The sequence below is a fragment of the Mycobacterium sp. E2327 genome (assembly GCF_001672675.1).
GTDB lineage: Bacteria > Actinomycetota > Actinomycetes > Mycobacteriales > Mycobacteriaceae > Mycobacterium.
In genome coordinates this window covers 1-9637 of sequence record NZ_LZKE01000064.1, presented here as the reverse complement: position 1 = coordinate 9637, position 9637 = coordinate 1, and the positions used below count along the sequence as shown (strand labels likewise).

Below are 9637 nucleotides of genomic sequence, written 5' to 3'. Positions count from 1 at the left end.
CGCGGCTCCGATGCCGGCGACCAGTTTTGCGCCCTGACGGGTGAGCTTGCTCAGCAGGAACCCCCACCCGCCGCCCGCAACGACTCCGGGCTGCCCGAGGACCAGATCAGCACCGCCGAGTGGGTTTCTCGCTATACCAAGAACGAACGCGTGCATGGCATCTTTCGCAACATGTGCGCCTCGATCTTTGCTGTCGGCTCCGAGGATCTGCCCGCGCGGGTGTTTCTCACCTACTTCACCCGCAAGAGCGCGTTCAAGCGGTTCGGCTTTCACCCCGAGGGCACCATCGGGCTGTGGCGTGGCCTGGCCGGTGTCGTCGAGTCGCGCGGTGGTGAGGTGTGGCTATCGACCGCGGCCACCAGGATCGTCTCCGACGGCGGTGGGGTCACCGGGGTGGAGGTGATCCGCGACGGTGAAAAGGTAAGTGTCGCAGCACCGGTCGTGGTGAGCGACGTGGGGCCCGCCGCCACCGTGAAGCTTCTCGGTGAGGACAAGGTGCCCACCGATTACCAGGACATGGTCAAAAAAGGTGATCGTCCGACTGCGATGATCTCGGTGAACTTCGCGAGCCGCAGCCGCCTCGTCGACGTTCCGGGCATGCTCAGCTTCGCTACCTCGCGGCGGCTGGCTTACATCGCGAATTTCACCGATACCTGCCCGGAGATGGCGCCGCCAGGGTGGCACCTCTACGTCGGGACGGCGGTGCCCAAGCCGTCGATTGGCGACTTCGACGAGGCCGTCGAAACCGAGTTACTGCTCGAGGACCTGCGCGACAACATCGACGGATTCGATGAGCGGGCACGGATATTGAGCATCGCGGTCACTCGCGACGACTGGCCGCCCCAACGCGCGGTGGCGGGCTTCGACCTGCCGCACGACACCCCGTTCGCGGGCCTGTGGAATGTGGGGGACGCGGTCAAGGAATACGCCAACGGGGGGACGACGGCGTGCGCGGAGACAGCGGCGCTGGTGGTGGACAAAATTATCGCGCGCTAGGCGATTGTGGATTCGGCCAATCCGTGCCGAACGAACGACTGGGCGTTGGCGACCACCGTTTCCAGGGGACCGCGCCGGGGGTCCCACCACTCGACCGCCCAGTTCAGGGCGCCCAAGACCAACATCTGCGCCAGGTACAAGTCGAGGTCGGCACGCAGTTGACCCGATCGCGCCATGTCGTTGATCAGTCGTCGCCACACCTCGCCGTAACGCTGCTCCTCGAGAAGCTGGCGCTGTCGAATCCGCGGCGGCACTTGGCCGGCATTGCGGATGGCCGCGGTCGTGTAGTCGGATATCGCGAGCTCGTGTCGCAGATGCGCCTCGACCGCGGCGAGCAGGCGATCTAGGGGAGAGGCGTCGGCGGGCAGGCCGTCGAGCATTGCGATCACATGTTCGCGCATGTCGGCGATGCCGGCCCACATGACCTCTTCGATGAGGTCATCGCGCGACGGGTAGTAGTAATAGATGGCCGGCGCCTGCAATTCGGCGTGCGCCGCGACGTCATTGAGGCGCAATCCCGCGTACCCCTTAGCGCTGAGTACGTGGGCCGCCGCGTCGAGGATCCGCCGTCTCGTCTGGGCCGATTTCGACTCGACGGTGTCGGCCGAGGCCGGACCCATCACAGAAACCGGATCGGTCCGCCTTGCCATTGGCCGATTCTAGCCAGTAAATCGGGCGACGACGCAGCCTGCCGGCAATATTTCTATTCAGCATTCGATGCGGCAGCGCTGGCACCGGCGCAGCGCAAGCCCATATGAAGGGGACCAACAGTAGGGATTTTATTACAAGTTAAGTAGCTTGCTAGGACGCGGCGACGGTTCCGATGAAACATGCCGGGGCGGGGGATAGGGACACCCCGCCACGGCAAGACTTGGAATGGCGGCGCACGCCACTAATGTATATTAAATTAAAGTCTTTGATCAATATTGATTGCGGGCGGAAGTCGGGTTCGAGCCGGCTATCTCCCGGCCGATGAGCTCCTTCATGATCTCCGTCGTGCCGCCGTAGATCGTTTGAGCGCGGGTGTCGAGATACGCTCGGGCAACCGGGTATTCGACCATATATCCGTAGCCTCCGTGAAGTTGCAGGCAGCGATCCAGGATCCGGCGCTGGAGCTCGCTGACATACCACTTGCCCTTCGCGGCATCGACGGGGGAGAGTTCGCCCGCGTTGAATGCCTCAACCGATTTGTCGACGTATGCCTCGGTGATGTCGAGCTCTGTGGCCATCTCGGCGAGCTCGAAACGAATGTGTTGCAGCGCGGTTAGCGGCTGGCCGAATGCGTTGCGCTGCTGGCAGTACTCGACCGTCTGGCCGAAGATCGCGCGCGTGGTCGCGATCGCCTGAGCGGTGACGCCAAGTCTCTCGCGCGGCAGGTGGCTCATCAGATACTGCAGGCCACGGCCTTCTTCTCCCAAGAGGTTCTCAGCCGGAACCGCTGCGTCATCGAAGAACAATTCGGCCGTATCTTGCCCAGGCAGCCCGATCTTGTCGAGTTGGCGCCCGCGCCGGAATCCCGGTGTGTCGCGCTCGACGACGAACAAGCTGAACCCGTGTGATCCGCCCTCCTGGTCGGTGCGTGCGGCGACGACGACGAGGTCGGCCATGAGGCCACTGGAAATGAACGTCTTCTGGCCGTTGAGGATCCATCTGTCGCCGTCGCGTCGGGCGCTGGTGCGGATCCCCCTGAGATCACTGCCGGCTCCCGGTTCGGTCATTGCGAGGGCACCGATCAGTTGGCCGGAGGCGATGCCAGGCAGCCATCGCTGTTTCTGCTCCTCGTTGGTGAGATCCAGGAGGTAGTGCAGCACCAGGTCGTCCTGCAGGCTGACGGTCAGGCCGAACGACAGCGCGTTGACCTTTGCGATCTCCTCGCAAACCACCATCCGGTAGCGGTAGTCGTGTTCGCCGGCACCGCCATAGCGCTCGTCGATCTCGAGCGCGTAGATTCCCGCCTTGGCGGCGTGGGCGAACACTTCGCGGTCGATCCGATGGTTGTGATCCCACTCGTGTTGGTGCGGAACCACTTCGCGAGCCAGGAACTCCCGAACCGTCTCTCGGTATGCCTCGTGGTCGGGGCCATAGAGCGCCCGGCGCACCGGTCAGAGCCTCTCGATGATCGTGACGTTGGCCTGCCCACCGCCCTCGCACATGGTCTGCAGGCCGTAACGGCCGCCGGTGCGTTCCAGCTCGTGCAGCAGCGAGGTCATCAAGCGCGCACCGGTGCACCCGATCGGGTGCCCCAGAGCTATTGCCCCGCCGTTGACGTTGACGCGCGCAGGGTCGGCTTCTAGCTCCGCCTGCCAGGCGAGTACTACCGGCGCGAATGCCTCATTGATTTCCACCAGGTCGATGTCGTCGATCGACAGCCCGGTTCGTTTGAGCGCGTGCCGGGTGGCCGGGATAGGGGCGGTCAACATGATCACGGGATCGGCGCCGCGCACCGACATGTGATGGATCCGCGCGCGCGGTGTCAACCCGAAGCGATCGACCGCGTCCTGCGATGCAATCAGCATTGCCGCGGCCCCGTCGGAGATTTGGCTGGCCACCGCAGCGGTCAATACCCCACCCTCGACCAGGGTGGGCAGCTTGGCCATCTTTTCTAACGAGGTGTCCGGTCGCGGCCCCTCGTCCACGGTGACATCCGCGTGAGCGATGATTTCGCGCTCGAATCGGCCTTCGGCGATTGCGGCCAGGGCGCGCTGGTGGCTGCTCAGCGCGAAGTTCTCATTGTCCTCTCGGGCGAGGTTCCACCGGCTGGCGATCATCTCCGCCCCGCGGAACTGGGAGATCTCCTGCGTGCCGTAGCGGGCCTCCCAGCCGCGGCATCCAGTCCACGGATCGCCGGCCCCAAAAGGCTCCCCCGCGGCGAACGCACTCAAAATCGGGTACTGGCTCATCTTTTGGACTCCGCCCGCGACGATCAGGTCGGAAGTGCCGCTCATCACGGCCTGCGCCGCGAAATGTACTGCCTGCTGCGCTGATCCGCACTGTCGATCGATCGTCACCCCGGGGACCGACTCGGGCAGGCCGGCCGCTAGCGCCGCCGTGCGCGCGATATCTCCCGCCTGCGAACCGATGTTGTCCAGGCAACCGAGGATCACGTCGTCGATAGCTTCGGGATCCAGGTCGTGTCGATTGACGACGGCCCGAATGACGCTGGCGGCCATGTCGGCCGGGTGCTCCTCGGCGAATCCACCGCCGCGCTTGCCGACCGCCGTACGGACCGCATCAACAATATAAGCTTCAGCCACCCGAAGAATTTAACACAGAATCAAAAAGCTGAGCCACCCGACTCCGACGTGGGGGTTGGTGTCAGCGTCTGGTAGCCGTTGTGCGCGCCTTCCTGGTTCCGCGGGCGCGAGATTCGGGACGCGCGGACAGGCCGTTGCGGACGAGGGATTGGGCGTTGGAGACAATGCCGTCGACGGAGTCGCGCCGTGGGTCGCGCCACTCGGCCGCCCAGTTCAGCGCTCCGAGGACCAACAGCTGCGCGTAGCGTGGGTCGAGGTCGGCTCGGATCTCCCCGTCGGCCAGCGCATTCTCGAACAGTCGGCGCCACACCCGTCCATAGCTGGTTTCCTCTTTGAGCTGTCGGGTGCGTAGGTGCTGGGGGATCTGTCCGGAGTTGCGGATCGAGGCGGTGGCGTAGTCGGAGATCTCGAGCTCATGCCGCAGGTGGGCCTCGACCGCGGTCATGATCCGATCCAGCGGCGAGGTTTCCGGCGGCAGATCGTTGAGGGCCTCCTGTACGTGTTTGCGCAGTTCGGCGACGCCGCAGTACATGACCTCTTCGATCAGTTCTTCTCGGGATGCGAAATAGTAGTAAATCGCCGGTGCCTGTATCTCGGCGTGTTCGGCCACATCCGAGAGTCTGGTCCCGGCAAACCCTTTCGCGCTCAGGACGTGCGCGGCCGCATCGAGGATGCGAGCTCGCGTGCGAGCGGACTTGGATTCGTTATCGGTCGTAGCTGTGCTTTTGGAACTCTCGGCAGATTTTATAGGCACGGTTAAAGGATATCGTAGGGGCGGTCCGCGGCCCCCTCTCGGTGCGAAAGCGGGCGTCGGAGTCGTCAGGGACCAATCCGCGACGAGGTACACCGGCTCGTCTATCGGAAGCCTGCTTATTGAATCTCAGTTAAAAACTGGGTAGTGTCGGCGATCACATCGAGCCGCGCCGATCTGCGTCGCTCGACCCGGGGGAGTTCATGAATATCGCATTGGATTGGCCGCAGGGCGGACTTGGGTGACGGGCGTTTCAGTCGGGTCCGGCGCGCGGGTGACGCATGTCTTGGAGTGCAGGATGAGGGCCCGAAGAAGAACCGTCCTGCGCGCCGTCCTCCTCGTTGTATTCGGCCTGTGCGTGTGGAACGCGGCTCAGGCCCGGGCCGACAACGGATTCTGCGACGGCGCCGGTAGCTGCGCATGGCTGCGGGATTCCGGTCGCCTTCTTGTCAGCGGCACTGCAGCGGGAAATGCGATCAGCACATCTCACACGGACGTCAACGGCGTAGGTGCGCCTTCAAGGGCGGAATATTCGCATGGGTACGGCTATCAAGGTTGAGGTATCTGTCCAGCGGCGGCCTGAACTTGCGAGAGCCGTCCCAGGTGATGGCGGCGATCTTGCGCTACAACAACTCGATGTCCTATGCCCAAAATGGGCTGGGCCGGGCCGCGGCGTATGCCACCGGCGTGGTTCCGGTGGACCTGCCTTCGCTGACCGGCTCGGCACCGCCGCTCGGCGACCCGGATCTGGAGAACTCGGAGGGGCTGGGGCCGGGACTGCGGCTCAACGTGCACGGTTTGCAATCCGCCGATCGGCTGGCACAGGGGCCCTTGGTCGACCTCAGCCGACCCGGGGCCGGCGATCAACTTCCTAGTTGCACCGTGATCTGCATTGGCTCCTGAGGCCCGTCGCCCGACCATGAATCGACGGCATAGATTACCCCTATGCGCGTCCTTCGCCTGTTCGGTGTGGTCCTGACGATCCTCACGGCGAGCCTGCTGTGGGCGACGCCCGCGGACGCGCAACCGCCGTCCAAGCTCACCGATCACATCACCGACAACACCGGGGCGCTGACGGACTCGGACCGGGCGGCGGTCAGCACGGCGATCGACCGGCTGTACCACGACCGGCACATTCAACTGTGGGTGGTCTACGTCGACAACTTCTCCAGGTTCAAACCCGAGAACTGGGCCGACCGAACCCGCAGCGCGAGCGCGATGGGCGATTACGACGCCCTGTTGGCCGTGGCAACGAACACCAAGCTGTACGCGTTCACCGCGCCGCCGAACTTGGAAGGCCTGACGGCGGCCGAGTTAAACAGCCTGCGCAGCAACAAGATTGAACCGGCGGTGAACGCCAAAGACTGGCGCGGAGCCGCCGTCGCCGCGGCTGACGGGCTGAACAAAGCGCCAAGCTCGTCGAAACGAATCTGGCTGCTGATCGCGATCGGCGTCATCGTCGCTTTGATCGTCATCGTGGTGGTTCTCGTGCTCTATCGCCGTCGTCGGCGCCGGCGCGCGGTGCAGCGGGTCGACGCCGGCGACGGGCAGGCGAGCATCGAAGCGCGCTCGTTGGCGCAAGCCTTGTCCACCGCGGACGCCAGGATGCGCCAGATCACCGATTACGTGGGCAGGCATCGCCAGAGCATCGGTACCGAGGCGCAGCGCCGGTTGGAAGAGGCGCAACGGCATTTGCAAGCGGCGCATGGCAAGGAAACGACGAACGAACCCGACGCGATCGCACATGCCAACAGGGCGTCGACGCTGGCCGCTCAGGCGCAGACGCTGGCTAACGCCGACGTGCAGGCGGCGCATCGCCCGCCACGGCGGCGAGCGTCGACGCGCTAACCGGTCGGATCACCATCGGCGACGGCTGCGGCCAGATGGCCTGAATCGTCATGACACTGTCCTTGCTGACATATCGCTGTCGGTACACCATCGATCTATGGGCATAACCCTGCGCGCTGCCGCTGTTCAGTTAGACGCCGTCCTCGCCGACGTCGACGCCAACCTTGCTGCCGTCGAACAGCTGGTCAACGAAGCAGCAGCCGCCGGTGCAACAGTGATCGCCTTGCCGGAGTTCTTCACCACCGGCATCGGCTTTGTGCCGGAACTCGCCGATGCCGCGTTACCGCCAGATGGCCAGGCCACCGAGCTGCTGCTGGGCCTGGCTCGGCGCCACGGCGCCATGATCGGCGGGTCGCTCTTGGCCAGGGACACCGACGGGCACGTACGCAACGCCTACTTGTTGGTGACGGCGGAGGGAATGGTGGGCCGCCACGACAAGGACATGCCCACCATGTGGGAGAACGCGTTCTACGTCGGCGGCCATGACGACGGCGTGATCCCGGCCGGCGACCTTACGGTGGGGGCCGCCGTGTGCTGGGAGCTCATGCGCACGCAGACGGTGCACCGGCTCCGCGGCCGCATCGACCTGGCCATGACGGGGTCGGGCTGGTGGTCGGTTCCCCGCTGGCACCCCTCGGCGCTTTTCCGCCGGATGGAAACCCGCAACGCCGCAACCGCCCGGCGCGCGGCCCAATCCTTCGCCGGCTACATCGGTGCGCCGGTGCTCCATGCCGCGCACGCCGGCGCCCTGCGATGCCGGATGCCATGGCTGCCAATCGATTACAGCGGCCACTTCGAGGGTGGAACCATGATTGTCGGCGCCGACGGTGCGGTGCTCGCCAGCCTTGACAAGGACCAGGGCGCGGGGATCGTCGTCGCCGATATCGAAGCCGGCCGCTTCGCGCCGAAAGCGCAACCGCCGGGAAGCTTTTGGCTGCACCGCCGCGGAGCCCTGCCGACCGCCGCGTGGAACTACCAGCGGCTGCACGGCAGGCGCTACTACCGCCGTCATGTCGCCCACGAATCGATTCGGGCCGATAGTTCACGGCTGACCCTTGGTTGAATAAAGCGCACGTTCCCAGATCGTGGCCAATGTGTCCACGAGCGCATGCATTTCCCCGTCGGAGGTGTCGGGCGTCAACGTCAGCAGCCGGTGAACGTTCATGGTCACCAGCGCCGTCGCGACCGCGCGAGGATCGGCAAGCCCGCTGCCCGCGCCGTTAATGATCGCCTCGGCGACGTCGATCACCGGGTCGATCAGCGCCGAGCGGGCTGCGGCCACCTCGGGATCAGTGCCCGACGACCAGAACACCGCACGCAGAATCGCCCCGTGCCGGCGGTAGGTTTGCGCGGCGCTCAGCAACGCCTCACGCCCGGCCGCGAGCAAATCCTCAGCCTGGCGCCATTGAGCCAGGGCCGCGTCCGCCTCGACCCGCAGGGGCCGCACCAGTGCGCCGATCAGTTCGGCGCGGTCGCGGAAATAGACATAAAAGGACTTGCGCGACAGCGTGGTTCGATCCATGATCGCCGCCACGCTGACCGCGTGAGCGGGCTGCTCCGCCAGCAACGCGGCCGCGGCCTCGAGGATTTCGCGGCGAGCCTCCGCGGGAGCGCGACGACGCCGTCGCGGGGGGCTGGAGTCCCGACCACTTGCCACTCCCGTTACTGCCACGCTGGCAGTATAGTCAAATCCGTTACTGCCGCTGTGGCAGTAAAGGGACTGAGGGGAGCTTCCGATGAGCTCAGGTTGGACGGGCACGGCGAGCGCCCCGCGCTGGTATTGCCTGGTCGTTGGGGTATTTCTCGGCGTGCGCGCCACCTCAACACTCGTGGCGGGGGCCAGTTTCAACGTGCCCGGAGACGGCTGGCGATCGGTCTGGCAGCTGGCGATGGTCGTCGTGCTCGCGGTCGGAATCTCGTACCCCCGAGCCGCCTCCGCGGCTGCCCTGGCGGTTGGACTCGTCTATGCCGCGGCGACCGGGTTTGAGGCATTTCATGGCACGGACCTGATGGGCGTGGTGCCGGTAGACGCACGCGACCGCATCGTTCACCCGCTGCTGGCGGGGCTCGCCTTGTTCTGCGTGTTGCTGGGACGCCGGCGCAGCACAGACCGGCAGCCGTCGCGTCGCTGACAGCGAGGCCCACGATAATTTTGGTCATTGTCCTTGCACCGCTTGTTATTTCGCCTCGGTCCACCGCGGCCGGGACCCGCAAATTCCGCAGTGTCACGGGTCGATCCGCCAGCTACCTCACAGGGCCCAAGTGCGGGTTTGTGAGTGGCTTGTAGCAAGTAGGTCATCGCGGGCAAGCCTTGCCGCAACAACACTTTCCTACGGTGCTCGCATGCCGCTAATGACGCGCCAACACACGATCGATGACTGGGACGCCGAAGACGTCGACGCCTGGAACAACGGCGGAGCGAAGATCGCCCGCCGCAACCTGATCTGGTCCATCTTCGCCGAGCACGTCGGGTTTTCGGTCTGGTCGATCTGGTCGGTGATGGTCCTATTCATGCCCCAGAGCGTCTACCACATCGACGCCGCCGGAAAGTTCTTTCTGGTCGCGATGCCGACGCTGGTCGGAGCGATCCTGCGTCTGCCGTACACGTTCGCGACCGCAACGTTCGGCGGGCGCAACTGGACCGTGTTCTCCGCGATGGTGCTCGTGATCCCTACGGCGTTGACGCTGTATTTCATGGCCCACCCGCACACGTCCTACACCACGTTCATGGTCGTGGCGGCGGTCGCCGGGCTGGGCGGGGGCAACTTCGCGTCGTCGATGACCAACA

At 65.1% G+C, this 9637-nt stretch carries 9 protein-coding genes and 2 pseudogenes; 6 read left to right on the top strand and 5 right to left on the bottom strand.

The window, feature by feature from the left end; all coding sequences use genetic code 11:
- A partial coding sequence (locus tag A5712_RS07770) for an amine oxidase (RefSeq protein WP_068103205.1) occupies positions 1-996 on the top strand: 996 nt, incomplete at its 5' end.
- Here the strand turns inward: A5712_RS07770 and A5712_RS07765 are convergent.
- From A5712_RS07765 to A5712_RS07750, 4 genes are all read right to left on the bottom strand, one after another.
- Positions 993-1646 (bottom strand): TetR/AcrR family transcriptional regulator, encoded by a 654-nt coding sequence (locus tag A5712_RS07765; protein ID WP_068103202.1) that lies wholly within the window; start codon positions 1644-1646, stop codon positions 993-995. The genes A5712_RS07770 and A5712_RS07765 overlap by 4 nt on opposite strands.
- A gap of 270 nt (positions 1647-1916) precedes the next feature.
- Positions 1917-3095 (bottom strand): acyl-CoA dehydrogenase family protein, encoded by a 1179-nt coding sequence (locus tag A5712_RS07760; protein ID WP_068103200.1) that lies wholly within the window; start codon positions 3093-3095, stop codon positions 1917-1919.
- A gap of 3 nt (positions 3096-3098) precedes the next feature.
- Entirely contained in the window at positions 3099-4250 is a 1152-nt protein-coding gene (locus A5712_RS07755; RefSeq protein ID WP_068103190.1) for an acetyl-CoA C-acetyltransferase, read from the bottom strand.
- Positions 4251-4311: 61 nt separating this feature from the next.
- On the bottom strand, positions 4312-5004 hold the full coding sequence (locus tag A5712_RS07750) for a TetR/AcrR family transcriptional regulator (RefSeq protein ID WP_082973333.1): 693 nt from the start codon (positions 5002-5004) through the stop codon (positions 4312-4314).
- Between the two features lie 543 nt (positions 5005-5547).
- Here A5712_RS07750 and A5712_RS07745 point away from each other — a divergent pair.
- The 3 genes and pseudogenes from A5712_RS07745 to A5712_RS07735 all read left to right on the top strand — a co-directional run.
- Positions 5548-5803 (top strand): annotated as a pseudogene (locus tag A5712_RS07745) (hypothetical protein); the annotation flags it as partial.
- Between the two features lie 143 nt (positions 5804-5946).
- Positions 5947-6849, top strand: a complete 903-nt coding sequence (locus A5712_RS07740; protein ID WP_068103186.1) for a YgcG family protein — start codon at positions 5947-5949, stop codon at positions 6847-6849.
- 97 nt (positions 6850-6946) lie between these two features.
- Positions 6947-7912 carry a carbon-nitrogen hydrolase family protein gene (locus A5712_RS07735; protein WP_068103184.1) on the top strand — a complete coding sequence of 322 codons (966 nt, stop codon included), beginning with the start codon at positions 6947-6949 and terminating at the stop codon, positions 7910-7912.
- On the opposite strand, the gene A5712_RS07730 is transcribed toward A5712_RS07735, so the two are convergent.
- Complete coding sequence (locus tag A5712_RS07730; RefSeq protein WP_068103182.1) at positions 7892-8506, bottom strand: TetR/AcrR family transcriptional regulator; 615 nt, start codon at positions 8504-8506, stop codon at positions 7892-7894. The genes A5712_RS07735 and A5712_RS07730 overlap by 21 nt on opposite strands.
- 79 nt (positions 8507-8585) lie before the next feature.
- Between A5712_RS07730 and A5712_RS07725 the strand changes: the two genes are divergently transcribed.
- Positions 8586-8981 (top strand): hypothetical protein, encoded by a 396-nt coding sequence (locus tag A5712_RS07725; protein WP_156766467.1) that lies wholly within the window; start codon positions 8586-8588, stop codon positions 8979-8981.
- A 211-nt stretch (positions 8982-9192) separates the two neighbouring features.
- Positions 9193-9637 (top strand): annotated as a pseudogene (locus tag A5712_RS07720) (MFS transporter); the annotation flags it as partial.

Excerpts from the sequence above, each read along its gene's own strand:
- A5712_RS07740 (WP_068103186.1), top strand. The coding sequence starts at position 5,947 with ATGCGCGTCCTTCGCCTGTTCGGTGTGGTCCTGACGATCCTCACGGCG.
- A5712_RS07735 (WP_068103184.1), top strand. The coding sequence starts at position 6,947 with ATGGGCATAACCCTGCGCGCTGCCGCTGTTCAGTTAGACGCCGTCCTC.
- A5712_RS07725 (WP_156766467.1), top strand. The coding sequence starts at position 8,586 with ATGAGCTCAGGTTGGACGGGCACGGCGAGCGCCCCGCGCTGGTATTGC.
- A5712_RS07765 (WP_068103202.1), bottom strand. The coding sequence starts at position 1,646 with ATGGCAAGGCGGACCGATCCGGTTTCTGTGATGGGTCCGGCCTCGGCC.